Genomic DNA, 23,544 nt, shown 5'->3' with positions numbered 1-23,544 from the left:
TAGCGGCTAGCGTGTCGAGTCGTCTCCAGCTCGGAAACCGGCGATACGGTGCCAGTCGACCACACGCCAGCCAAGCCCCCTCAACCAGTGTAGCCCTAGGGCTACACTGGTTGAGGGCTGATCGGAAGGACCGGCCGTGCCCGAGTCGTTCGGTACTTACCTCGCCCGCACCCGAGAAGAAAGGGGGCTCTCACTCCGCCAAGTCGCAGCGTCATGCGGGGTCGCAGCGACCACCATCGCCCGCATCGAGAACGGCGAGTACCACCTACCCAACCCGGAGCTACTGCTCAACCTGGTCGACACACTCGGACTGAGCTTGACCGCAGCGGTCGAGCTGCTCGAACCGTACCGGGCACTGTGCACCCGCTTCGCCAACGAAAGGACCACACCATGACTAACAACAAACCGCGCACCATGCCTGACGACATCCGCGACGCGGCGGCGCAACGGTTCGCCCACAACGTGGGCATGTTGGCTGATGAGTTCCTCAAAGAGCAGGAGGCCGAAGACCGCGACCGCCGTCGCGCGACGGCGGCCGAGTCGACCCGCCAGGAGCCGCGCCATGTCTGACGATGAGAATCTGTTGGAGATCTTCGAGAACCTGGTTTCTCTGTCCGGTAAAGGCAAAGTCGCGTCACTCGTCAGTTCCGCGCCCGATGACGCCGCCCTGATGTATCTACGGGTCTCGGATAAAAGCCAGATGCGCACCTCCCACGACCCCGAAGGCAACTCGATCCCCTCACAACGCAAATGCGGCACCGCGTGCCTCACACGAAATAACCTCACCCTCGCTCAGAACGGCGAGTACGTAGAACCGGGCGCGTCGGGGCTCTCCATCGACAAGCGTCCGGAGTTTCAACGGATGATCCGCAGGATCATCACCCAACGAGACGTGAAGTACGTCATCGTCTACATGTTCAGCCGCGCGACCCGTAACCGGTATGAGGACGCGATTATCGAAATGATCCTGAGCCGACTCGGGGTCACGGTGCTGTCAGCGAAAGAAGGCAACATCGGCAACGCCACCCCCTACGAACGCGCCATGCGCGGGTGGCTCGCCGTCCAAAACCAGCTCACCTCTGAGATGTCCGGGATCGATATCCAGGAGAAAATGGGCCACAAGGCCAAGCTAGGCGGGACGCTGGGCCGCGCGAAACTTGGCTACCTCAACCACCGGGAGAAGGTCCCCGGTGGTGGTCGCGGTATCGCAACCGTGATCCTCGACCCCGACCGCGCCGACTACGTTAAGCAAATCTTCCAGCTCTACGCCGACGGCTACACCCTCGAACAGATCCAAGAGATCATCACCGACCGAGGCCTACGCACCCTGGCCACCGCCAGCCACGGCGAAAAACCAGTGTCAGTCAACAAAATCAGTCTCATGTTGCGTGACCGCTACTACTGCGGCTACGTCACCTACAAAGGCATCGAGTACCCCGGACAACACCCAGCTTTGATCAGCGAGGAACTGTTCGACAAGGTGCAAGACGTCCGTGAATCCCGGTCGGCGAACGTGAGCCGTCAACGCAAACACCGCCACCACCTCAAAGGCCGCCTGTGGTGCGAGCGGTGCGGCGCGCGATTCGTCCTCACCCAAGTCACCGGCAACGGCGGCGCGTACTTCTACTTCTACTGTCGAGGCCGCGACCTAAGCACCTGCACCGTGCCCTACCTGCGCGTCGACACCCCCACCGGAGTCGAGGCCGCGATCAGCGCCCACCTGAACCGGGCCACCCTGCCTACCGAATGCCGCGCCGCTCTCGCGGCCGACGCCGACACCGCACTACGGCAAGCAGCACCCCAACCCGACACCAGCACCCGCGACACGCTACGCGCCCGACTCAGCGAGCTAGGCCGACAAGAAGACGCCGCCGTCGATCTCATCGGACACCCCGACTGGGACCAAAACAAGCTCAACGCTCGTGTGCGCAAAATCCGCGCCCAACAGCGCACCGTCACACAGCAACTGGAAGCCCTCGACGTTGCCATCGACTACAACACCGGGCGCGCAGTACTCGCGCTCGGTCTGGAGCTCCTCGCCCGCCCCGGCGCGCTCTACGAGCAGAGCGACGACACCGCCCGCGCCCTGTTGATCGACGCCCTGTACAGCAAGATCTACATCACCGCCGACAGGGACGGAAACGTGACCGTTGCCCGCGCCGACGATCAAGACCTGTTCGACGCGATCCACACCGCCCACGCCGACATCACCCACCACAACGGGCGACTGATCGACCGAGCCAGCCAATCAAGCACGTGCACAGTGCCCCACCAACGCCGCAGGGGCTCGACCCTTGCGAGTCGAGCCCCTGCGGACCGTGGTTCGAATAAGACCACTTGGGTGGAGGTGCCGGGAATTGAACCCGGGTCCTCTGGCGGATCATCAGGGCTTCTCCGTGCGCAGTCCGCTGTGTCTCTACTTGACCCCATCGATCTCGCGAACAAGCCGATGTGACGGGCCCAGCCACTGTTTGTTTCCTGACCGGGCCCCGTGGCCGGGACCGGCAGTACTCCTCCTAGCTGATGCCGGGATCCGGGACGGAGGAACTCCCGGGCCGACAGACTCGCACTACTGCTTAGGCAGCGAGGGCGAAGTCGCGCTGATTGGAATCGGCGCTTATTGGTTTGCCATGACGCTCAACAGTGGTCTCTGGCCTGCACTGGCACGCTTCACCTGAATCAACGTCCAAAGTCGAAACCGTTCACCCCCTGGGTGCTGTCAGTGGTACACAACCCGTCCATCATAACTCCTGGTGTCCAGCCGATATTCCGGCTGGTGGGGTTAGCCCCACCTCGTGGATGCCCGTGTGCACCATGGCCGCTGGTGGCGGTCGCCGCGCATGCTTGGTTCCGGATGAGAGAGGAGCCGGTCATGGAGCGCAGAGGTGCGTCCTTCAGCGGGTCGCTGGTGTATCTGCTGATGAACTTCCCGGTGGGGATCACCGCGTTCATGGTGCTCATGGCGTTGGTGCCCGCGGGGGTGGGCACCGCGGTCGTGTGGGTGGGGCTGCCGGTGCTGATGCTGGCGCTTCTGCTGCTCAAGGGTGGCGCGAAGGTGGAGCGGGCGCGTGCGTACGCGTTGACGGACACGTTCATCGCGATGCCGTATCTGCCGTTGCCGGACGGCGGGCTCGGTGCGCGGTGGAAGGTGCGGCTGCGTGACGCGCAGACGTGGCGTGACCTGGTGTACTTCCTGCTGTTGTTCCCGGTCGGCGTCGCGGAGTTCTGCCTGCTGATGGGGTTCTGGGCGACGAGTCTCGGCCTGGTGGGGCTGCCGATCTACTTCCGGTACCTGCCCGACGGCGCCTGGTACTTCCCTCGGTGGGACGACGTGCACTGGATCACCGTCGACTCGACGGTGGAAGCGCTACCGTGGGCGGCGCTGGGGGTGTTGTGCGTCGCGCTGTCGGTCGCGCTGACCAAGGCGATGGCGAGCCTGCACACCCGGTTCGCGGCGGCGTTGCTCGGCCCGACGGCCAGGCGGCGTGAGCTGCTGGAAGACGACCTGGTGGAGCGGGAACTGAGCGTGACGAGCCGATGACGACCGAACTGGACCAGCCGCGTCCGCATCCCGCGAAGGCGATCGGCTACATGATCGTCAGTTTCCCGTGGCGGCTGCTGCAGTTCGTGCTGATCGTGACCTTGATGTCGGTCGGGATCGCCACGGTGGTCATCTGGGTGGGCATCCCGATCCTGATCGCCACGACGTCGCTGACCCGCTGGTTCGGCGACGTGGAGCGCCGCTGGGTGCGGTCGGCGCTGTCGACGCCGCTGCCGGAGATCGAGCGGAGCCCGACCGAGGGCCTGGGCATGCTGCGCCGCTGGCAGGTCCGGCTGACGGACCCGACGACGTGGCGTGACATGGCGTATCTGCTGCTCGCGTTCCCGATCGCCTGCGCGGAGTTCGCGCTGGGGATCGTGTCGGCCATCCTGGTGCCGATGGCGATCTGGGTGGTGCCGTGGATCGCCTGGGCGCACGGCAGGCTGGCGATGTGGCTGCTCGGCCCGAACAAGACCGCGCGGCTGGAGGTCAAGGCGGAACGGCTGCAGGCCTCGCGGGCCCGCGGTGTCGACGCGGCCGAAGCCGAACGCCGTCGTATCGAGCGCGACCTGCACGATGGCGCCCAGCAGCGGCTGGTCGCGGTGGCGATGAGCCTGGGCCGCGCGAAGGCGAAGTTCGAACGTGACCCGGAAGCGGTCCGCGCGCTGCTCGACGAGGCGCATGTCGACGCCAAGCTCGCCGTCTCGGAGCTGCGCGACCTGGCGAGGGGCATCTATCCGGCGGTGCTCGGCGACCGCGGCCTGGACGCGGCGCTGTCGGCGCAGGCGGCGAAGTCGCCGATCCCGGTGGACGTGTCCGTCGACGTCGAGCCGCGTCCGCCGGCCGCCGTCGAGAGCACCGCGTACTTCATCGTCGGCGAATGCCTGACGAACATCGCGAAGTACGCGGAGGCCACCGAGGCCCGCGTGAAGCTGTGGCGCACCGACGACACGGTGGTCGTCGAGATCACCGACAACGGCAAGGGCGGCGCCGAGATCCGTCCCGGCGGCGGACTGGCGGGCCTCGCCGACCGCGCGGCCACGATCGACGGCGTCATCACGGTGGTGAGCCCGGCAGGCGGCCCGACGGTCATCCGCGCGGATCTCCCCTGCACCTGGTGAAGCCGGGCCCTGGATAGGGTGTGAGTCTCGGGTAAGTCGCCGAGTCACACATCTTGGGGGCCCGCATGCGGGTAGTGATCGCCGAGGACGCAGTGCTGCTTCGCGCGGGCGTAACGAGGCTGCTGGAGGACGAGGGCATCGAGACGGTCGCCGCCGTCGACAACGGCGACGACCTGCTCGGCGCGGTCAAGGAACATCGTCCCGACCTGGCCATCGTCGACGTCCGCATGCCGCCGACGTTCACCGACGAAGGCCTGCGCGCGGCGATCGGCGCCCGCAAGGAGATCCCCGGCCTGCCGGTGCTCGTGCTGTCGCAGTACGTCGAGGAGAGCTACGCCGTCGAACTGCTCTCGGGCGGCGCGGGCGGCGTCGGCTACCTGTTGAAGGAGCGCGTCGCGGATGTCGCGGACTTCCTCGACGCGGTCCGCCGGGTCGCCGGCGGCGGCACGGCGATCGACCCCGACGTCATCGCCCAGCTCATGGCCCGCGGCCGCAAGAACCCGCTCGACGCCCTGACCAACCGCGAGTCCGAGGTGCTCGGCCTGATGGCGCAGGGCCTGTCGAACACCGCCATCGCGAACTCGCTGGTCGTCTCGCACGGCGCGGTCGAGAAGCACATCGGCAACATCTTCGCGAAGCTCGGGCTCGAAGCCAGCTCCGAGGAACACCGCCGCGTCCGCGCCGTGCTGACCTATCTAGGCCGCAGCTGAAGGCGCCCCTCGCTTCCCAAGCCGGACCGGGATAAAGCCCGCTAAACTCCGCCACCGACAAGGCTCGGCCCGCTCGGGGTCGTGAGTGGTACGGCCGGTTCTAACCGGCGAAAACACTCACGAGCCCTTTACTGGGCCCACGGCGGCGAGATGACCGTGCCGTTGAGCTTCCCCTGAATCCCCCGTGACGTGCAGACGGTCAGCAACGCGGGCTCGTCGCCGGGGTTGCTCAGCAGCACCGGCGTCTCCGGCGGCAGGATGACCGCGTCGCCGGCGGCGGGCTCGTGCACCCGGTCGCCGACCTCGATCGAGACCGAACCCGCGCGCAGCAGGAACACCTCTTCCTTGCTGACCGTGTGCCGTTCGCTCTTCGCGCCCGGCGCGACCTCCAGCTGCCAGATCGCCAGCTCGGACGACCCGCGGCTCGGCACGGCCAGCGGCCGGAAGACGAAACCGTTGTCGTTGTCGATGGCCGGAGCCTCGGACAGCGTCACCAAACTCATGCACCCCTCCAGATGGTCAACCTGCTTGACTACAAGTACGGTAAAGCAGATTGACCAAACTAGTCAACCCAGTTGACCAAACTAGTCAAGCTGCTTGTCCAAAGAAGACAAGTAGACTGTCCAAAAAGAGGAGAAACCCGTGCTCCAAGGCGACCTGCCCGCACTGCTGGCGATGAGCTTCCGCGCCGTCATGGACCAGATCCACGCCCAGCTCGACGCCGACGGGTTCGCCGACGCCCGCCCCGCCCACGGGTTCGTCTTCCATTTCCTGTCCCACAAAGGCAGCGCCACCGCCGTCGAGATCGGCGACCACCTCGGCATAACCAAGCAGGCCGCCGTCCAGCTCGTCGACGAACTCGAGAAGCGCGACTACGTCCTGCGCACCCCGCACCCAACGGACCGCCGCAGCCGCTCGATCTCGCTGTCCCCCCGCGGCTGGCTCTGCATAGAACGCGTCGTAGCACTGTCCAGGCAGGCCGAGGAACGCTGGGCGGCCATGGTCGGGCACGAGCGTTTGGACCAGCTCCGCGGCGACCTGCTCACCTTCATCGAGGACGCGGCGACCCAGCGCCCGGTGACGTTACGTCCGGTGTGGTGACTCTCTTCACCCGAATCGACGGCGGCACAACGCACTCCGCATCACCTACCATGGTCGGAACTCGCCAGAGCGAAGGAGTTCCCGATGTCAGCGTCCGAGCGCCAAGCCCGCTTCTTCGGCGGGCCGCTCGACGGCCGCGTCCAGGAACTCGGTGAGACCGAACCGGTGACCGGCACGATCGTCCGGCACGTGCACCTGCACGAGGGCCCGAAGATCGAGACGCACTACGCCTTGGGCCACAGCGAAATCACGGGCTGGGAGTACCGCATGTGCCCGATCGCCGAGCCGCACGAGGACTGCGAACCGCACTAGGTAGGGAAAGCCCTACCTCGAACATCGGGAAACCCGAACTTCGATACGGCGGCTTGCACCGCTGTGCGAAAAGCCTCGCCCGACGAGGCTTCTTCCCATGCACAGGGACAAATTCCTCGACGTCGTCAGGGCGGGCGCCATCCTCGCCGTGGTCGGCCAGCACTGGGCGATGCCCGTCCTTTCCTATGCGGACGGCCGCCTCGCGACCGGCAACGCGCTCGCGACGCCGGGCTGGTGGGTCGTCACCTGGCTGTCGCAGGTGATGCCGCTGGTGTTCTTCGCCGGCGGCGCTGCCAATCTGATGTCCTTGCGCCGCGCCAATTCTTCACGGGATTGGCTGGCGAAACGGGTCCGTCGTCTCGTGCTGCCCGTGCTTCCGCTGATGGCGCTTTGGCTCGTCATCCCCGATGTGTTGCTGGAATGGGGAATCCCGAAGCAACCGGTCGAGGTGGCCGGCGCCATCGCGGCGCAGCTGCTCTGGTTCCTCGCCGTCTATCTGCTCACTGTGCTGATCACGCCGCTGATGGCCGCCGCGCATCGCCGCTTCGGCCTCGCCGTCCCCGCCGTGATGGCGGGCGCCGCGATCGGTGTCGACGTCGCGCGCTTCGCCGACTTCGGGCTCGTCGGCTTCGCCAACGCGGTGTTCGTCTGGCTCGCCGTGCACCAGCTCGGTTTCTTCTACGCCGAAGGCGGACTCGGCGCGCTCAATCCCCGCAAGGCTTTGGCGCTGTCCGGCGCCGGTTTCGGGATCACCGCGCTCATGGTCGCGTTCGGCCCGTATCCGGCGAGCATGATCGGCATGCCCGGTGCTCCGGTGTCCAACATGAGCCCGCCGACCGTGCTCCTGTTCTTCCTCGCCGTCGGCCAGATCGGGCTGCTGCTGGCACTCAAGCCGAAGCTGCTGGCCTTCGCGGCCAACCCGGCCATCGGCCGCTCGCTGGACTGGCTGGGCGCGCGTTTCATGAGCATCTACCTCTGGCACATGCCCGCGCTGGTCGTCGTCGCCGGGATCACCGTCTACGGCCTGGGATACGCCACTCCGGAGCCGGGAAGCGTGCTCTGGCTGGCCGTGACGCCGCCGTGGCTCGCCGGGATCGGCATCGTGCTCGCTCTGCTGCTCAAGGTGTTCAGCCGCTTCGAAGCGACGGGCAAGACGACCGCGACCGCAGGCACGCCGCAGCTCGTGCTCGCCGCTCTGCTCGCCTCCGGCGGACTGCTCGGCTTGGCCGCCCACGGCTTCACCACGCCGAGCAACCCGCTCGACGGTCCGCTCCCCTGGGTCGCGCTCACGATCGCCGGATACGCGCTCTCCGGCCGCCGGATCCACGCCGCGCGGATCACCACCCGCTTCCTCGGCCACGCCGTCGCGGTGACCGAATCGGCCAAGCTCAGCCGTTGAGCAGCCGCAGCGGGGTGTCGTGCAGCACCCCGCGCAGGAACTTCTCACCGAGGCGATCGTCGGCAGCCCAGCCGTCGATCGCCTCGAGCTGGGTGGCGTAGGAGTACGGGATGTTGGGGAAATCGGTGCCGAGCACGATCCGGTCGGCGAACTCGACGAGCCGATCGGCCCATGCGGCGGGCAGCGGCGCCATCTTCTCCGCGAACGGCACACCGACCATGGTGGTGTCCAGATGCACGCGGGGATACCGGCGCATCAGCTCGAAGGCCGGCGTGTACTCCGGCATCGCGGCGTGCGCGAGCACCGCCGTCAGCCGCGGATGCCGCGCCAGCACCTCACCGAAGACCGAAAGCCCGGTGTAGTCGCCCCTCAACGGTCCGTGTCCACAGTGGACGACCACGGGCACGCCCGCGTCCGCCAGCGCGCCCCATACCCCGTCCAGCAACGGATCACGCGGGTCGTAGGCGCCGACCTGGACGTGCGCCTTGAAGCACCGCGCGCCCGCGCGCAGCGCGGAGTCCACAACGGACACCGCGCCGGCTTCCGGGTAGAACGTGCCCGTCGGCACCGCGTCCGGCACGCGCGCGGCGAAGTCCAGCGCCCAGTCGGTCAGCCACGCGGCCATCCCCGGCTTGTGCGGGTACACCAGCGGCGCGAACCGTTTGACGCCCAGCTCGCGCAACGTCGCCAGCCGGTCGGCTTCCGGCGTCCGGTAGTGGATCGGCCACGCCGTGCCGTAGTGCTCCGAGGCGTGGTCGAAGTAGCCCCAGACCTTGTCCATCACGGACTGGGGCAGGAAATGGACGTGCAGGTCGACGATCCCGTCCAGCCCGAGTGACCGCACCCACCCGGGAACCTGCTCGTCGAGCATCAGTCGAACTTGCCCTTGAGCGCGCGGCCCATGGCCTTGCGGATGTCACGGTCGGCGTCGCGCTTGGCCAGCGTCTGCCGCTTGTCGTAGGCCTTTTTGCCCTTCGCCAGCGCGATCTCGACCTTGACCTTGCCGTCCTTGAAGTACATCGACAGCGGGACGAGCGAGAGCCCGCCCTCCTTGGTCTTGCCGATCAGCTTCTCGATCTCACGGCGGTGCAGCAGCAGCTTGCGGGTGCGGCGCGGGGTGTGGTTGGTCCACGTGCCCTGCGTGTATTCCGGGATGTGGACGTTGCGCAGCCACACCTCGCCGTCGTCGACGGTCGCGAACGCGTCCGCCAGCGACGCCTTGCCCTCGCGCAGGCTCTTCACCTCGGTGCCGACGAGCACGAGACCGCACTCGTAGGTGTCGAGGATCGCGTAATCGTGGCGAGCCTTGCGGTTCGACACGATTACTTTCTGACCACGTTCCTTGGGCATGACGCGACTCTACGTGATTCCTTCTCGGCGAGCAGTCGGTTAAATCAGTGGCGGACGTACAGGCGCAGCGTGACGTAGCCGGTGACCGCCGAGATGAGCGCGGACACCAGGATCAGCACCGGCGTGACCGGGAACAGCACGTCCAGCAGCGAGATCTGCGGGAACACCTGGCCGTCGAACAGCGCGTCCAGGAAGCCGTACTTCAGCCCGATCAGCAGGCCGATCGACAGCAGCGAGCCGACCAGGCCGGCGACCATGGCCTCCAGGAGGAACGGCAGCTGCGTGTACCACCGCGTCGCGCCGACCAGCCGCATGATGCCGACCTCCGTGCGTCGCGTGAACGCGGAGAGCTGGATGGTGTTCGCGATCAGCATCAGCGCCGCGGCCGCGGTGACGACGGCCATGACGAACGCCAGGTCCCGCACCTTGTTGAGCTTGTTGAGGAACACGTCGAGGAACTTGTTCTGGTCGTCGACCTTCGCGATGCCCGGCTTGCCGTTGAACTCCGCGACGACACCGGCACTGCGGTCCGGGTCCTTCAGCTTGACGTGGAAGGAAGCGGGCAGCGCGTCGGGACGCGCCAGCGCGACCAGTTCCGGCTGGCTCTCGAAGATCTTCTTGAAGCGCTCGTAAGCCGCCTCGCGGTTTTCGAAGATGACCGACTCGACCGCGGTGTTGCTCTGCAGCTGGTCGCGCAGCCCGGAACAGACCGACTGCGTGCAGTTCTTGTCGCCCGCGCTGATGTCCTCGGTCAGGTGCACGGTCACTTCGACGTCGGCGAGGAAGTTCGTCCTCATCTTGTCGATGGTCCGCATGACCAGCAGACCGCTGCCGAGCATGGCGAGTGAGATCGCGGTGGTGAGGATCATCGCGATGGTCATCGTGAGATTCCGGCGGAGGCCGGTGACAACCTCGCTGAAGACGAAACTGGCGCGCATCGGGGTTCAGGTGTCCCTTGAGTTCGGCGGACTGCTGGCTGGGGCTGGGTTGTTAGCGGCCGACGCCGTAAACACCCCGGTCGTCATCCCTGACGACCCTGCCGAGCTGCAGCTCGACTACGCGGCGGCGCATGGAGTCGACGATCGAGTGGTCGTGCGTCGCCATCAGCACCGTGGTGCCGGTGCGGTTGATCCGCTCCAGCAGCAGCATGATGTCCTGGCTGGTGTCGGGGTCCAGGTTTCCCGTCGGCTCGTCGGCGAGCAGCATCAGCGGGCGGTTCACGAACGCGCGGGCGATCGCGACGCGCTGCTGCTCACCACCGGAGAGCTCGTTGGGCAGGCGGTCGGCCTTGCTCTCCAGGCCGACCAGCTCCAGCACCTCCGGCACGACCTTCTTGATGGTCAGCTTCGGCTTGCCGATGACCTCGAGCGCGAACGCCACGTTCTCGGCGACGGTCTTGCTCGGCAGCAGCCGGAAGTCCTGGAACACGCAGCCGATGGTCTGGCGCAGGCGGGGCACCCGGCGGCGGGCCAGCTTCGCGACGTCGAAGTTGGACACCATCACCCGGCCCTTGGTCGGCACCTCTTCGCGCAGCAGGAGCCGGAGGAACGTCGACTTGCCGGAACCCGAAGGGCCGATCAGGAAGACGAACTCACCTTTGTCCACCTCGACGTTCACTCGCTCCAGCGCGGGGCGCGTCGACGTCTTGTAGACCTTGGAAACCTCTTCGAGCCGGATCACGGTTCGGCATACTACCCATGCCGCCGGTTAAGCCCTGGTTGCGTGTGCCGGAAATGGATTACGCGGCCCCGGACTGCTTGCGCCAGCGGATGCCGGCCTCGAGGAATCCGTCGATCTCGCCGTCGAGCACGGCCGACGGGTTGCCGACCTCGAACTCGGTGCGCAGGTCCTTGACCATCTGGTACGGGTGCAGCACGTAGGAGCGCATCTGGTTGCCCCAGCTGGATCCGCCGTCGCGCAGCGCGTCCATCTCGGCGCGCTCTTCTTCCTTCTTGCGCTGCAGCAGCCTGGCCTGGAGCACCTTCATCGCGGCCACCTTGTTCTGCAGCTGCGACTTCTCGTTCTGGCAAGAAACCACCACACCGGTCGGGATGTGGGTGAGGCGCACCGCGGAGTCGGTGGTGTTGACGCTCTGGCCGCCGGGGCCGGACGAGCGGTAGACGTCGACGCGGATGTCCTTTTCGGGGATGTCGACGTGGTCGACCTCCTCGACCTCCGGCAGCACCTCGACGTGCGCGAAGGAGGTCTGGCGGCGGCTCTGGTTGTCGAACGGCGAGATGCGGACGAGGCGGTGCGTGCCGGACTCGACCGAGAGGGTGCCGTAGACGTAGGGCGCGGTGACCTTGAAGGTGGCCGACTTGATGCCCGCTTCTTCGGCGTAGGAGATGTCGTAGACGTCCGTGGGGTAACCGTGGCGCTCGGACCAGCGCAGGTACATGCGCAGGAGCATCTCGGCCCAGTCGGCGGCGTCGACGCCACCGGCCTCGGAGCGGATGGTGACCACGGCGTTGCGCGCGTCGTACTCGCCGGACAGCAGCGTGAGCACCTCGAGCGCGTCGACGTCCTTGGCCAGGTTGGTGAGCTCGGTCTCCGCCTCGGTCATGCTGGCGGTGTCGCCCTCGGCCTCGGCGAGTTCGTAGAGCACGCCCAGGTCGTCGAAGCGGCTGCGAAGCTCGGTGACGCGGCGCAGCTCGCTCTGCTTGTGCGAGAGCTGGCTGGTGACCTGCTGCGCGGCCTCGGGGTTGTCCCACAGGTCGGGTTTGGACGCGTCGGCCTCCAGCGAGGCGACCTGCGCACGCAGGGCGTCCAGGTCGATCACCGTCTCGACCTGCGTCAGCTTGCCGGACAGTTCCTTGAGACTTGTTTCAAACTCGAAGCTCACGTCGCTCAACATTACGGCAAAAGCCGCGGCCGGTTACGTCGGGAACCGGCCGCGCCTGTCACCGGTGAAGGTTCGTCAGGACTGCGGGATGGATTCGAGCAGCTTGAGCGCGGCCTTGGCGTGTGCCTGGGCGAACTCGGCCACGGCCTTCGCGTAGGGGCCGTCGGCGGTCTTGGTGGCCGCCTTGGCCGCGTCGAGCTCGCTGTTGTACGAGGCTCGGGCGGTGTCGACGAGCGAGGTGCGCTGCTTCGCGGTGAGCGCGTTGGCGTGCACCAGGCGCAGGATCAGCGGGCTGCGGAGGTGGTCGGGTCCCGGGTCGGTGGAAAGCCAGGTCTTGAAGGCCTTCTTGCCGGCGGCGGTGATGACGTATTGCTGGCTTGAGCGCGGCCCCTGCTTGCCGAGTCGCACGAGGCCTTCCTTGGACAGCGCGGGGAGCTCCCGGTAGACCTGGCTCCGCGTCACGCTGAAGAAGGCACCGAAGCGCTCACCCGCTCCAGCGACTAGCTGACCGCCCGTGGCGGGGCCGTCGTGGAGCAGACCAAGCAGAGCTGCGGCAGTTGCATTCAATTCGGACACCGTTACAGGTTCCCACCGAATCCCGCCTGTGTCCACAGTGGCCTCCTCATCTGTCCATTGTGGCTAGTGAAATGCCCCCTTTCGGCCCAACAAATCTCAAAGTCCACAAAGGACTGGCAACGCTGAGCGACCGCGCTGACCTCCTGGGTCCCCCAACCAGGCCAACCGAAATCCCGCGCATCTTCACGTGCACGGACCCTGCCAACGACAAAGACCCGGTTCGCACTCCGTGCGAACCGGGTCTTTGGTCTTACTTGGTAGCGGGGACAGGATTTGAACCTGCGACCTCTGGGTTATGAGCCCAGCGAGCTACCGAGCTGCTCCACCCCGCGTCGTTGTCTTACCTGGAGAACTCTACACGCCCCCCAACCCCCCATTCCACCACCCCCCACAAACCACCCCCCACCAGCCAAAACACCCCCAAAACCACCCCGCAGCCACCACCCCCACAAAACCGCATTACCCCAAACCCAAATTCCCAGCCCTCAACCGTCCCGAAACCTGTGCGGTTTTTGTGCGCCTTTTGGCCCCATACCAATTTCCCCATAACAACCCCCGCAACCACACAACTCGGGGGTCCAGGGGGCGGAGCCCCCTGGCGGGGGCGCGGGGCTCGGCCCCCGCACAGAATGCGAAAGAGGCCCTGTGCGAAGCGCGTAAGCGCGAGCACAGGGCCTCTAGCCTCTGTAGCGGGGACAGGATTTGAACCTGCGACCTCTGGGTTATGAGCCCAGCGAGCTACCGAGCTGCTCCACCCCGCGTCGGTGATACCTACCTTACGCCCTGGTTTCGGCGGGGTGCAAAGCAGGTGTCACTAACGCGGCGAAGGTCACCCTCCGGCTGGTGGGCTGGTGGGCGTGGGGCTGGGCGAGGTGCCTCCGTTGGCTGGTGCCGTGCCGTTCTTCGCGGCCAGGTAGGCCTTCACGGCGGCGTCGACGGCGGCGAGCGCGGAGCCTTGGGCGGCGAAGTCGCCGCTGCTCTGTGCTTGCCGGTATTTGTCGAACGCCGCGGAGAGGTCGGTGGCGGCCTTGTCGAGTGCGGGGTTTCCGGTGGGCGGCGCCGGGGTGCTCGGTGGCGCCGGGGTGGTGGTCGGGGTGGGGCCCGGCTGCCCGACGGGTGCGGTGGTGACGTCGCCCGCGCCCGCGCCGAAGACGGAGTCGAGTGCTTCCTTCAGTGTGGGTTTGAAGGCGACCTTGGATCCGTACGCGACGAGCACCCTGGCCAGCTGCGGGTAGCTGTTCTGGTTGCGCTGCCTGATGTAGACGGGTTCGACGTAGAGGAACCCGTTGCCGACGGGCAGGGTGATCAGGTTGCCGAAGATGACCGAGACGCTCTGGTTGGTGAAGAGGGTTCTCTCCTGGGCGAACGCCGGGTCGCTTTGGAACCGGTTCTGGATCTGGACGGGACCGTCCACCTGGGTCGCGCCTGCCGCGGCCGTCGGTAGCTTGAGGACGCTCATCTTCCCGTAGTCCTCGGGATCGGAGGACACGGTGACCCAGGCGGCGAGGTATTGCCGTTGCAGACCGGTGAGCGGGCTGGTCAGCTGGAAGCTGGGCCGGTTCTTGTCACCGTTCGCGTTTTCGGCGAGCACGTAGTAGCCGGGCTGGTTGGCGATGCCGGACGCGGTGGCGTTGGTGCCGCCTTCCTGCGTCGGGTCCTGCGGGACGCTCCAGAACGCCTGCTGCGCGTAGAACTCCTGCGGGTTGTTCACGTGGTACTTGGCGAGCAGCTCACGCTGGACCTTGAACAGGTCCTCCGGGTAGCGGAAGTGCGCGCGCAGGTCGGGCGAGATGTCGGCGCTGGGCTTCACGAGGCCGGGGAAGACGTTCTTCCAGGCGTTGAGCACCGGCTCCTTGTCGTCGATCGAGTACAGCGTGACGGTGCCGTTGAAGGCGTCCACGGTGGCCTTGACCGAGTTGCGGATGTAGTTGATCTGGTTGTTGGCCTGCTTGGTGACGCCGCCGCTGAGCGAGTCGCTGGTGGCCTCGCCCAGCGAGGTCTGCTGGGCGTACGGGTAGTTGTTGAGCGTGGTGTAGCCGTCGACGATCCACTGGATCTTGCCGTCGACGACGGCCGGGTACGGGTCGCCGTCGACGGTGAGCCACGGCGCGACCATGCTGACCCGTTCGCGCGGGTCGCGGTGGTACATGATCTTGGACTCGTCGCCGATGGCTTCGGAGAACAGGATGTTGGTGTTGGCGCCCCAGCCGTTGTAGGCGGCGAAGACGAGGCGGTTGAACAGGTTGCCGATCGAGACGCCGCCGCTTCCGGTGTAGCGGTAGGAGCGGTCGGTCGCGGTGTCGTACTCGCCCTGGGTCTCGCTCTTGGCGCCGCCGACGATCGCGTAGGTGTTGGCGAGCTCGCCGTAGTAGATCCGCGGTTCCTTGACCGGGATCTTGGAGCCCTTCGGGTCGATCGTGTCGCTGGTGCCCGCGATCGGGTACCCGCCCTCGGAGTTCTGGCCGACGACCGCGCGGTCGATGGTGTTCGCCGGGGCGGCGACGAAGCCGTTCCCGTGCGTGAACACCATGTGCTTGTTGATCCAGTTGGTCTGGTTGCCGGTGAGGCCGTCGGTCTTGATCTCCTTGGCCGCGACGATGTAGTCCTGGGTGCGGCCGTCGACGGTGTAGCGGTCGATGTCGAGCTTCTGCGGGAAGCCGTAGAAGTTCTCACGGCCGACGCGCTGGGTGAAGGTGTCGCTCAGCACGTTCGGGTCGAGCAGCCGGATGTTGGACACCGTGCTCTGCGCGGCCTTCACGTCGGCTGCGGTGGCGTCGGCGGCGCCGGAGTAGTCCGTGTACTTCACGTCGGTGAGCCCGAACGCCTTGCGCGTGGCCTCCATGTTGCGGCTGATCGACGCCGCTTCCTTCTCGTTCGCGTTGGGGCGCACGGAAAACTGCTCCAGCACGGCGGGCCACGCGGCGCCGACGAGCACGCTCGACAGGATCAGCAGCACCAGCGCGATCGCGGGCAGCTGGATGTTGCGCATGAACGCGCCGACGAAGAACGCGATCGCGCAGATCACCGAAATGCACAGCAGGATCAGTTTCGCCGGGAGCACCGCGTTGAGGTCGGTGTAGGTGGCGCCGTTGAACAGCGGGTTCCGATCGGACAGCAGCAGGTTGTACCGGTCGAAGAAGTACTCGACCGCCTTCAGCAGCACGAAGATCCCGACGGTGACCGCGAGCTGGACACGGGTCGGGCCTGCGAGCTGGCCGCCCTTGCCTGCGAGGCGGATGCCGCCGAAGATGTAGTGCGCGATGAGCGCGCCGATGAACGAGATCACCACGGACAGGAACAGCCAGCCGAGGATCCAGTTGAAGAACGGCAGCCCGAACGCGTAGAAGCCGATGTCCTTGCCGAACTGCGCGTCCTTCTCGCCGAAGTCGGTGCCGTTGAAGAACAGCTGCACGACCTGCCAGTCGCCCTGCGCGCTCGCGCCCGCGATCAGGCCGGTGAGCACCGGGATGCCGATGCCGAACAGCCGGATCCGGCCGACGATGGCCGAGCGGTACCTGGCCAGCGGGTCGTCCGCGCCGGAGATGGGCACGAAGACCGGGCGGGTCCGGTAGGCGATGGTGAGGCTCAGCGCGAGTGAGCCGCCGACGAGCAGCCCCACCCCGAAGAACAGCAGGACTCTGGTCCACAGCACGGTGGTGAACACCGACCGGGCGCTGACCTCGCCGAACCACAGCCAGTCGACGTAGGTGTCGAGCAGTCTGGCGCCGAGCAGCAGCACCAGGATGACCACCGCCGCGATGATCAGCAGGATCCGGCTTCGGCGGGACAGCTTCGGCAGGCTCACAGGGGGCCGAGTGGCCACTGGACACGCTCCTGATGTCGTTAGCTCATTGCGCGGGGGCACCGAGCGAGCCGACACCCCTGATGACCTAACTCTACGGAGGGGGCTTCAAGTTCCCTCAGGCCCGGCCAAATCGGGCGTGGCACGCCTGCGACGATGTGCGCATGGCATCGAGTGAGCGCCCCGGCGGCGTGGCAGGCCTCGCCCGTGAGGTCGAGGAGTTCGTGGCGTCCGGCGGCTGGGATCAGCCCCCGCAGCTGTTCGCCCTGGTCCCGACCAGGGCGTTGCTGGACGAGCAGCCCGAGCTCAAGGGCCAGCTCGACCTGTCGAGCCCGCTCACCCCGGTCGCCCAGGAGGCACTGCCCGACGGCGACCTCGGCGAGGCGCTCGCCCGGATCGAGTGGCCCGACCTGGTGCTCGGCTGCGCGCTCGCGCAGGAGATCATCGTCCTCCCGCCCGACGCCGAAGCCTCGCTCACCGAGGCGGGCGACACCGACGCCGACCGGCTCCGCCGCGCGGCCGCCGACCACCCCCAGCGCACCGAGGCCCGCCTCGTCGCCGCCGTGCTCCGCGAAGGCGGCTCGGCCTGCGTCATGCGCATCCGCGGCGAAGGCCGTCCCGGCGACGACACCCCGCCCGACGCCACCCCGCTCGACGAGATCATCGAGAACCCGGAGCTCGCCCCCAACCTGATCGAAGCCCTCCGCGCGACCCTGCTCCCCTGACCAAAGCCCGAAAGCCACTTTGGGGGCATGTCCTGGCCCCAAAGTGGCTTTCGGGGCATGCGCTGGTCCCAAAGTCACTTTCGGGGCATGCCGTGCCCCCAAAGTGGCTTTGGGGCCAAGCTCAGCACTTGGGGGTCGGCCTGCCTTCACGCAGGTCGGCCAGCGCGCTCAGCGCACTGTCCAAGGTGGACACCTTGATCAGGTTCAGTCCATCCGGGACCGCCGACTTGGCCTCGGCGCAGTTGCGCTCGGGCACCAGGAAGTCGGTCGCGCCGGCCTCGCGCGCGCCCACGAGCTTGAACGAGATCCCGCCGATCGGCCCGACCGCGCCCTTTTCGGAGATCTCGCCGGTGCCCGCGATGTGCCGCCCGCCCGCGATGTCCCCGGTCTCCATCCGGTCGACGATCGCCAGCGCGAACATCAGCCCCGCCGACGGCCCGCCGACGTTCTCCAGCGAGATCTTCACGTCGAACGGCACGTCCGCGCGGTCGATCGGGGTCAGCCCGATGAATCCCTCCGGCCGGTCGGCACGCTGGCCGAGCGTCAGCGGGGTGGTCTTCGCGGGCTCGTTGCCGTGCTGGAAGGTGATCGAGATGGTCTGCCCCGGCTTGGTGCCGGCGAGCGCGGCGCGGACGTCCTCCTCGGCGACGATGTCCTTGCCGTTGACGTTCACCAGCCGGTCGCCGGGCGCGAGCACCTTGTCGGCGGGGCTGCCCGCGACGACCTCCTTGGTCAGCACCTTCACCGGGTACTTGAGGTGACGCAGCGCGGCGACCTCGGCGTTGCTCTGCGAGTCTTCGAACTGCTTGACGTTCTCCTGCTTGACCTGGTCGTTGGTCTCGCCTGGCTTGAAGTACTCCTCGCGCGGCGCCAGCGCGTACCGGCCGCTCGCCCACAGTCCCAGCGCGCTGAACAGCGTGACGCCGTCGCGCAGCGAGACCGTGGTCATCCGGAGCTCACCGGTCGTCTGGAACTCCTGGTGCCCGTTGATCTGCACGACCGGCTTGCCTGCTTCGTCCTTGCCGAGCGTGTCGTAGGTCGGGCCGGGGCTGATCGCGACGAACGGCACCGGCGCGAAGAAGCCCAGCGCCGCGAACACCAGGAACAGCACGGCGCTGATCACCAGCGTCCAGCCACGCCTGCTCAGCCGGTGGTCCCGCTCCGGCCGCGGCGGGCCCTGCGGGGCGGCCTGCGGCTGGTGCGACTCGACAGCGGTTTCATCGCGGGGCGTGCTCACGCTCGACAGCGTACGGTGACGGTGTTCGCTTCGCGGTGAAGGGCACGCACTCCTCGCCGGTCGAAGCCCTCAACCGGTGGTCTACCCGCGTACGGTGGTGTCATGAGCAAACCCCCCTTCGGCTTCGGACCGTCCGATCCCGAAAACGATCCGTCTGACCCAGGGCAGCCGCCCGCTGACGCGTTCAATCAGCTGGGTCAGATGCTCAGCCAGCTGGGTCAGATGCTCAGCCAGGCGGGCACTTCGACCGGGCCGGTGAACTACGACCTGGCCAAGCAGATCGCGCTGCAGAACCTCAGCGGCAGCGGCGAGGCCAAGATCGGGTTCTCCTCCGCGAGCGGTGGCGACTCGAGCACCGCCGTGCGTGACGCCGCCCACCTGGCCGAGCTGTGGCTCGACGCCGCGACGATCCTGCCGGCCGGCGCCACGAAGACGGTCGCCTGGTCCGCGCGTGACTGGGTGGAGAAGACCCTGCCGACCTGGCAGCGGCTCTGCGACCCGGTGGCCCGCCAGGTGTCCGGCGCCTGGGTGCAGGCGCTGCCCGAAGAGGCCAAGCAGGCCGCCGGTCCGCTGCTGTCGATGATGGGCTCGATGGGCGGCATGGCGTTCGGCTCCCAGCTCGGCGGCGCGCTCGCCGCGCTCGCCCAGGAGGTGCTCACCTCCTCCGAGGTCGGCCTCCCGCTCGGCCCGGACACGACGTCGGCGCTGCTCCCGGCGAACATCGAGAAGTTCACCGAGGGACTGGAGCTGCCCAGCAGCGAGGTCCTCGTGTTCCTCGCGGCCCGCGAGGCCGCGCACCAGCGCCTGTTCGCGCACGTGCCGTGGCTGCGCCAGCGGCTGCTCGCGACGGTCGAGGAGTTCGCCAACGGCATCTCGGTCGACACCTCGGCGCTGGAGCAGATGGTCGGCCAGATCGACCCGGCCAACCCGGCGAGCATCGAAGAGGCCATGTCCTCCGGCATGCTCGAGCCGAAGACCACGCCGGAGCAGCAGGCCGCGCTGACCCGCCTCGAAACCCTGCTCGCGCTGGTCGAGGGCTGGGTGGACGTCGTCGTGGCCGAGGCCGTCGGTGACCGGCTGCCCGGTGCGGACGCGCTGCGCGAGACCCTGCGCCGCCGCCGCGCCACCGGCGGGCCCGCCGAGCAGACCTTCGCCACCCTCGTCGGCCTCGAACTCCGTCCCCGCCGCATGCGCGCGGCCGCGGCGCTGTGGAAGCTCGTCGGCGACCAGTACGGCATCGAGAAGCGTGATGGCCTCTGGTCGCACCGCGACCTCATGCCGACCGCAGAGGACCTCGACGACCCGATGGAGTTCGCCGAGCAGCTGGGCAAGACCGGCGACAACGCGGATCTCGACCCCATCGCCGAGCTGGAGAAGACCCAGCGCGCCGAAGACGCGGCCAAGGCCGAGGGCGACAAGCCCGAGGACCCGAAAACCGACGACTGAACCCCACGAAAACGGGGCCCGAAGCGATCACTGCTTCGGGCCCCGTTTTCGTGGGTCGTGAGTGGTATCGCCGGTTCTAACCGGCCGTACCACTCACGACCCACATCGTTGTGCCCCAGGCAAAAGCGTCCCCCCGAACCCGCCGTCACGGCGTCTCGATCTCGATCCCCCATCCCGCCGCCGCGGACAGCCCTTCGAGGAACCCGATGGCCCGCTCGGTTTTCGGGTAGCGCCGCACCAGCGCCCAGAACTGCTGGCTGTGGCTGGCCACCCGCAGATGCGCCAGCTCGTGCACCAGCACGTAGTCCAGCACCCACGGCGGCACCTTGCGCAGCCGGTCGCTGACGCGGATGGTCGCGTCCACCGGCGTGCAGGACGCCCAGCGGGTGCGCATCTCGGGCACCCAGCGGACGCTCACCGGGTTCGCGGTGCCGTCGAGGTACTTCGACGACAGGTACGCGCACCGGACCATCAGCGCCTCGTCGGCGCCGCCGCGCACCCGCGGTGGCGGGGGCGCGAGCACCGGCTCGGCGGAGGTGCGCCTGAGCTTGCGCTCCATCTCGGCGACCCAGTGCCGTTCTTCCTTCTTGCTCATCCGCGCGGGGATCATCACGACCAGGGTGTCGCCTTCGAGGCGGGCGCTGACCGTGCGTCTGCGTCGCGGACTGCGTCTCACCTCGACTTTCTCTTCGCTCGCGTCGTCCCGATTCATCAGGGAGGGCATCCGTGCTTCGGCCACGCAACAACGGTAAGGCCAGTCACCGACACTTCCGATCCCTGAATGGTCACAGCGCCCAGTTGTCCACAGGCAACTTTCCCTGTGGACAACTGGGCTCGTTCCGGGACGGCCGACAGCCACCGTTTGTCACCCTGAGTGGCATGGATGATCAGTCACACCCCCAGCTGCTGCCCGGCCTGCAGGTGCTCGAACGCGGCGCGGCGGAAGTCCAGATCGGGCTCGATCCGCGGCACGCCGTGGTCGCGGGCGGGCTCGATCCGCAGGTCATCGAGGCGCTGCGGGCGCTCGACGGCCGCCGCACCCTGCGGCACCTGCTCGGCATCGCCGGCGAGCACACCGAGGAGTTCAAGGAGCTGCTCACCGGGCTGCACCGGCGTGGCCTGCTCCGCGAAGCCGACCCGAAGAACCGCGGCGGCGAGACCGGGCTGTGGGCCTTGCGCGCCGGCCACCGCGACGACTCCGAACGCGCGCGAAGACGGCAGTGCGCGGTCGTCGTCCGCGGCGAGGGCAGACTGGCCACGGCGGTCGCGGCGCTGCTCGCGACCGCGGGCATCGGGCACATCGACGTGGTCGCGGACGGCACCGTCGGCGCCGACGACCTCGGCTCCGGCCTCGCCGAGCCCGACCTGGGCACGCCTCGGCGCCAAGCCATCGCCGAAGCCGTGCACCGGGTCGACCCGGCGATCGCCACCACGCGCCTGTTCGGCGACCGCAAACCCGACCTGGTGCTGCTCACCGACGCCGTGGTGCCCGCGCCGGAGGTGCTCGCCGAGCTGATGGCGGCCAAGACCGCGCATCTGCCGGTCCGGATCAGGGACGGCATCGGCATCGTCGGGCCGCTGGTCGTTCCCGGCCGCACCAGCTGTCTCACCTGCGCCGATCTGCACCGGACCGAGCTCGACCAGAGCTGGCCGAGGATCGCCGGGCAGCTGGCGGGCCGCGCGCAGCAGGCGTGCCTGGCCGATGTGCAGTCCTGTGCCTCGCTGGCGGCCGCGCAGACGTTGCGCGTGCTCGGCGCCGACCGCGAGCCGCCGCCGGTGTGGAACACCACACTCGAGCTCGACGCCTACGCCGGGACGGTGAAGAACCGCTGGTGGCCGCCTCACGCCAAATGCCAGTGCCGCGCCCGCCGATAGACCGGCGCCGAATCACTGCGCGGGACACGGGACGCAAGGCAGAATCGGGGAGTGACCGAATCTCGCGAGTCGACCGAGGACACCGTGATGCCGCGCAAGGGCGCCGCACGCACGGCGAAGCTGGCCAGCATCCCGCTCGGGATCGCGGGCCGGGCGGTCGGTGGCTGGGGACGGCGGCTGACCGGCCAGAGCGCGGAGGAGGTCAGCGCGACGCTGTCCGCCAAGGCCGCCGAGCAGCTGTTCGAGGTGCTCGGCTCGCTCAAGGGCGGCGCGATGAAGTTCGGCCAGGCGCTGAGCGTGTTCGAGGCGGCGGTCCCCGACGAGATGGCCGCGCCCTACCGCGAGGCGCTGACGAAGCTGCAGTCCGGCGCGCCGCCGATGCCGACCAGGCAGACGCACCGGGTGCTCGCCGAGCAGCTCGGCCGGGCGTGGACCAGCCGGTTCGCCGAGTTCGACGACGAGCCAGCGGCGGCGGCCAGCATCGGCCAGGTGCACCGCGGGGTCTGGCACGACGGCCGCGAGGTCGCGGTCAAGGTGCAGTACCCGGGCGCCGACGAGGCGTTGCGCAGCGACCTGCGCCAGCTGCAGCGGTTCAGCAGGCTCTTCCAGGCGTTCGTGCCCGGCACCGAGGTCAAGCCGCTGCTGGCCGAGCTCGCCGCGCGGATGAACGAGGAGCTCGACTACCTGGCCGAGGCCGACAACCAGCGCGCGTTCGCGAAGGCCTACGCGGGTGATCCCGAGGTGCTGATCCCGCGTGTCGTGGCGAGCGCGCCGAAGGTCGTGGTCAGCGAATGGGTCACCGGCACGCCGCTCGCGAAGATCATCGCGAACGGGGACACCGAAACCCGCGACGAGGTGGGCAGGCTGCTCACCGAGTTCCACTACTCGTCGCCGCAGCGCGCGCACCTGCTGCATTCCGACCCGCATCCCGGCAACTTCATGCTGACCGGCGACGGGCGCCTCTGCGTGCTGGACTTCGGCGGCGTCGCGCGCCTGCCGGACGGCATCCCCAGCCACTTCGGCGAGATGACGCGCCTGGCGCTCGAAGGCCGGTCGGCCGAGCTGATGCAGCTGCTGCGTGAGTGGGGTTTCATCCGCCCCGGCACCGAGCTGAGCGCCGACGACGTGCTCGCCTACCTGGCGCCGTTCACCGAGCCGCTGGCGTCGGAGACGTTCCACTTCACCCGCCGCTGGCTGCAGAAACAGGCAGGTCGCGTCGGCGACACCCGCGGCCGCGACTTCCAGACCAGCCGCTCGCTCAACCTGCCGCCGGAGTACCTGCTGATCCATCGGGTGACCGCGGGGTCGACGGGCATCCTGTGCCAGCTCGACGCCGAGATCCCGGCACGGGCGATCGTCGAGCGCTGGCAGCCGGGGTTCGCCGCCTAGCGTTACCACACTTCGCCGCCGCGTGATTTCAGTTATCCACAGCGGGGGCGGAAACGACCCCTGAAGACCCTCTGCGGGCCCGAGTTGTCCACATCTTCGGCGACCCGGTTCCACTCGG

Annotated in this window: 23 protein-coding genes, 2 tRNA genes, 1 other RNA gene and 1 pseudogene; 13 read left to right on the top strand and 14 right to left on the bottom strand. The window is 67.9% G+C overall.

Going from position 1 to position 23,544, the window contains the following annotated elements:
* Positions 1 to 136: 136 nt before the first annotated feature.
* The 3 genes and pseudogenes from AB5J62_RS05295 to AB5J62_RS05285 form a co-directional block, all read left to right on the top strand.
* Positions 137 to 394, top strand: a complete 258-nt coding sequence (locus tag AB5J62_RS05295) for a helix-turn-helix domain-containing protein (RefSeq protein ID WP_370946972.1) — start codon at positions 137 to 139, stop codon at positions 392 to 394.
* Positions 391 to 570 (top strand): hypothetical protein, encoded by a 180-nt coding sequence (locus AB5J62_RS05290; RefSeq protein ID WP_370946971.1) that lies wholly within the window; start codon positions 391 to 393, stop codon positions 568 to 570. Before AB5J62_RS05295 ends, AB5J62_RS05290 begins: the two co-directional genes overlap by 4 nt.
* Positions 563 to 1,672, top strand: a pseudogene (locus tag AB5J62_RS05285) (recombinase family protein); the annotation flags it as partial. The gene AB5J62_RS05290 and the pseudogene AB5J62_RS05285, both read left to right, overlap by 8 nt.
* Positions 1,673 to 1,849: 177 nt before the next feature.
* Here AB5J62_RS05285 and AB5J62_RS05280 read toward each other — a convergent pair.
* Entirely contained in the window at positions 1,850 to 2,248 is a 399-nt protein-coding gene (locus AB5J62_RS05280; RefSeq protein ID WP_370946970.1) for a hypothetical protein, read from the bottom strand.
* Positions 2,249 to 2,339: 91 nt separating this feature from the next.
* Positions 2,340 to 2,710: a transfer-messenger RNA gene (gene ssrA / locus AB5J62_RS05275) on the bottom strand.
* A 162-nt stretch (positions 2,711 to 2,872) separates the two neighbouring features.
* Here ssrA and AB5J62_RS05270 point away from each other — a divergent pair.
* The 3 genes from AB5J62_RS05270 (at position 2,873) to AB5J62_RS05260 (ending at position 5,372) form a co-directional block, all read left to right on the top strand.
* Complete coding sequence (locus AB5J62_RS05270) at positions 2,873 to 3,541, top strand: sensor domain-containing protein (RefSeq protein ID WP_370946969.1); 669 nt, start codon at positions 2,873 to 2,875, stop codon at positions 3,539 to 3,541.
* Positions 3,538 to 4,662 (top strand): sensor histidine kinase, encoded by a 1,125-nt coding sequence (locus AB5J62_RS05265; protein ID WP_370946968.1) that lies wholly within the window; start codon positions 3,538 to 3,540, stop codon positions 4,660 to 4,662. The genes AB5J62_RS05270 and AB5J62_RS05265 overlap by 4 nt, the downstream gene beginning before the upstream one ends.
* Before the next feature lie 65 nt (positions 4,663 to 4,727).
* Complete coding sequence (locus tag AB5J62_RS05260; RefSeq protein WP_091295966.1) at positions 4,728 to 5,372, top strand: response regulator transcription factor; 645 nt, start codon at positions 4,728 to 4,730, stop codon at positions 5,370 to 5,372.
* Between the two features lie 128 nt (positions 5,373 to 5,500).
* Here the strand turns inward: AB5J62_RS05260 and AB5J62_RS05255 are convergent, their stop codons facing one another.
* On the bottom strand, positions 5,501 to 5,875 hold the full coding sequence (locus tag AB5J62_RS05255) for a cupin domain-containing protein (RefSeq protein ID WP_370946967.1): 375 nt from the start codon (positions 5,873 to 5,875) through the stop codon (positions 5,501 to 5,503).
* Positions 5,876 to 6,014: 139 nt separating this feature from the next.
* Between AB5J62_RS05255 and AB5J62_RS05250 the strand changes: the two genes are divergently transcribed.
* From AB5J62_RS05250 to AB5J62_RS05240, 3 genes are all read left to right on the top strand, one after another.
* Positions 6,015 to 6,473, top strand: a complete 459-nt coding sequence (locus tag AB5J62_RS05250) for a MarR family winged helix-turn-helix transcriptional regulator (RefSeq protein WP_370946966.1) — start codon at positions 6,015 to 6,017, stop codon at positions 6,471 to 6,473.
* An 84-nt stretch (positions 6,474 to 6,557) separates the two neighbouring features.
* Entirely contained in the window at positions 6,558 to 6,785 is a 228-nt protein-coding gene (locus AB5J62_RS05245; protein ID WP_370946965.1) for a hypothetical protein, read from the top strand.
* A 97-nt stretch (positions 6,786 to 6,882) separates the two neighbouring features.
* Positions 6,883 to 8,184, top strand: coding sequence for an acyltransferase (locus AB5J62_RS05240; protein ID WP_370946964.1), 1,302 nt, complete (start codon positions 6,883 to 6,885; stop codon positions 8,182 to 8,184).
* On the opposite strand, the gene AB5J62_RS05235 is transcribed toward AB5J62_RS05240, so the two are convergent.
* The 9 genes from AB5J62_RS05235 to AB5J62_RS05195 form a co-directional block, all read right to left on the bottom strand.
* On the bottom strand, positions 8,174 to 9,055 hold the full coding sequence (locus AB5J62_RS05235) for an amidohydrolase family protein (RefSeq protein WP_370946963.1): 882 nt from the start codon (positions 9,053 to 9,055) through the stop codon (positions 8,174 to 8,176). The genes AB5J62_RS05240 and AB5J62_RS05235 overlap by 11 nt on opposite strands.
* A complete protein-coding gene (smpB, locus tag AB5J62_RS05230; RefSeq protein WP_091295980.1) occupies positions 9,055 to 9,534 on the bottom strand; it encodes an SsrA-binding protein SmpB in 480 nt (159 codons plus the stop codon). The genes AB5J62_RS05235 and smpB overlap by 1 nt, the downstream gene beginning before the upstream one ends.
* Before the next feature lie 44 nt (positions 9,535 to 9,578).
* On the bottom strand, positions 9,579 to 10,472 hold the full coding sequence (gene ftsX / locus AB5J62_RS05225) for a permease-like cell division protein FtsX (protein WP_370946962.1): 894 nt from the start codon (positions 10,470 to 10,472) through the stop codon (positions 9,579 to 9,581).
* Between the two features lie 52 nt (positions 10,473 to 10,524).
* Complete coding sequence (gene ftsE / locus AB5J62_RS05220; protein ID WP_091295984.1) at positions 10,525 to 11,214, bottom strand: cell division ATP-binding protein FtsE; 690 nt, start codon at positions 11,212 to 11,214, stop codon at positions 10,525 to 10,527.
* Between the two features lie 58 nt (positions 11,215 to 11,272).
* A complete protein-coding gene (prfB, locus tag AB5J62_RS05215; protein WP_370946961.1) occupies positions 11,273 to 12,376 on the bottom strand; it encodes a peptide chain release factor 2 in 1,104 nt (367 codons plus the stop codon).
* Between the two features lie 75 nt (positions 12,377 to 12,451).
* Entirely contained in the window at positions 12,452 to 12,952 is a 501-nt protein-coding gene (locus AB5J62_RS05210; protein ID WP_370946960.1) for a PadR family transcriptional regulator, read from the bottom strand.
* A gap of 255 nt (positions 12,953 to 13,207) precedes the next feature.
* Positions 13,208 to 13,284, bottom strand: a tRNA-Met gene (locus AB5J62_RS05205).
* Between the two features lie 355 nt (positions 13,285 to 13,639).
* Positions 13,640 to 13,713 (bottom strand) — tRNA-Met (locus AB5J62_RS05200).
* A 68-nt stretch (positions 13,714 to 13,781) separates the two neighbouring features.
* A complete protein-coding gene (locus AB5J62_RS05195) occupies positions 13,782 to 16,757 on the bottom strand; it encodes a UPF0182 family protein (RefSeq protein ID WP_370950190.1) in 2,976 nt (991 codons plus the stop codon).
* A gap of 161 nt (positions 16,758 to 16,918) precedes the next feature.
* Between AB5J62_RS05195 and AB5J62_RS05190 the strand changes: the two genes are divergently transcribed.
* Positions 16,919 to 17,479: a PPA1309 family protein gene (locus AB5J62_RS05190; protein ID WP_370946959.1), complete on the top strand. Its 561-nt coding sequence runs from the start codon at positions 16,919 to 16,921 to the stop codon at positions 17,477 to 17,479.
* 121 nt (positions 17,480 to 17,600) lie between these two features.
* Here the strand turns inward: AB5J62_RS05190 and AB5J62_RS05185 are convergent, their stop codons facing one another.
* A complete protein-coding gene (locus tag AB5J62_RS05185) occupies positions 17,601 to 18,716 on the bottom strand; it encodes a PDZ domain-containing protein (protein ID WP_370946958.1) in 1,116 nt (371 codons plus the stop codon).
* 102 nt (positions 18,717 to 18,818) lie between these two features.
* Here AB5J62_RS05185 and AB5J62_RS05180 point away from each other — a divergent pair, with 102 nt between their 5' ends.
* Positions 18,819 to 20,162, top strand: a complete 1,344-nt coding sequence (locus AB5J62_RS05180) for a zinc-dependent metalloprotease (protein ID WP_370946957.1) — start codon at positions 18,819 to 18,821, stop codon at positions 20,160 to 20,162.
* Between the two features lie 145 nt (positions 20,163 to 20,307).
* Here AB5J62_RS05180 and AB5J62_RS05175 read toward each other — a convergent pair whose 3' ends face one another.
* On the bottom strand, positions 20,308 to 20,874 hold the full coding sequence (locus AB5J62_RS05175) for a M48 family metallopeptidase (RefSeq protein ID WP_370950189.1): 567 nt from the start codon (positions 20,872 to 20,874) through the stop codon (positions 20,308 to 20,310).
* Between the two features lie 167 nt (positions 20,875 to 21,041).
* On the opposite strand from AB5J62_RS05175, the gene AB5J62_RS05170 reads away from it, so the two are divergent.
* Both AB5J62_RS05170 and AB5J62_RS05165 read left to right on the top strand, forming a co-directional pair.
* Positions 21,042 to 22,037, top strand: a complete 996-nt coding sequence (locus AB5J62_RS05170) for a ThiF family adenylyltransferase (protein WP_370946956.1) — start codon at positions 21,042 to 21,044, stop codon at positions 22,035 to 22,037.
* Positions 22,038 to 22,124: 87 nt separating this feature from the next.
* Complete coding sequence (locus AB5J62_RS05165; RefSeq protein ID WP_370950188.1) at positions 22,125 to 23,426, top strand: ABC1 kinase family protein; 1,302 nt, start codon at positions 22,125 to 22,127, stop codon at positions 23,424 to 23,426.
* The last annotated feature ends 118 nt before the right edge of the window (positions 23,427 to 23,544 follow it).

The sequence above is a fragment of the Amycolatopsis sp. cg5 genome (assembly GCF_041346955.1).
Classification (GTDB): domain Bacteria; phylum Actinomycetota; class Actinomycetes; order Mycobacteriales; family Pseudonocardiaceae; genus Amycolatopsis.
Note: the sequence above shows the minus strand (reverse complement) of the source record. Positions and strands in the feature narration are given on the sequence as shown.